Raw genomic sequence first — 293 nt, 5'->3', positions numbered from 1 at the left:
CGGGGTAGTTATGCTGAACCGTGGGCCGCATCGCTGCGACGAGGCGGTGTATCGCTCAAACCATTTTCAAATGCAACACCTTTGTGACGCGGCGGCAGCATTTTTTCTGAGAGAATTTGTGGAAAAGACGGACTTGCCCTGCGGGAATGCAGCGGCAGGCACAAAGCGGATAAGACGCGCCAAAGCGCATTTTCCGGCATTTTTTCAATGTCTTGTGAAGAGAAAATGGAGCGGGTGAAGCGATTCGAACGCTCGACCCTAACCTTGGCAAGGTTATGCTCTACCCCTGAGCT

Annotated in this window: 1 protein-coding gene; it reads right to left on the bottom strand. The window is 52.9% G+C overall.

The genetic code is table 11. The annotated features are described in order from the left end of the window. Positions 1 to 8: 8 nt before the first annotated feature. Positions 9 to 293, bottom strand: a 285-nt coding sequence (locus tag GAO09_RS29480) for a hypothetical protein (RefSeq protein WP_209018547.1), incomplete at its 5' end; no start/stop codon positions are given.

The sequence above is a fragment of the Endobacterium cereale genome (genome assembly GCF_009617585.1).
Taxonomy (GTDB): Bacteria; Pseudomonadota; Alphaproteobacteria; order Rhizobiales; family Rhizobiaceae; genus Neorhizobium; species Neorhizobium cereale.
Note: the sequence above shows the minus strand (reverse complement) of the source record. Positions and strands in the feature narration are given on the sequence as shown.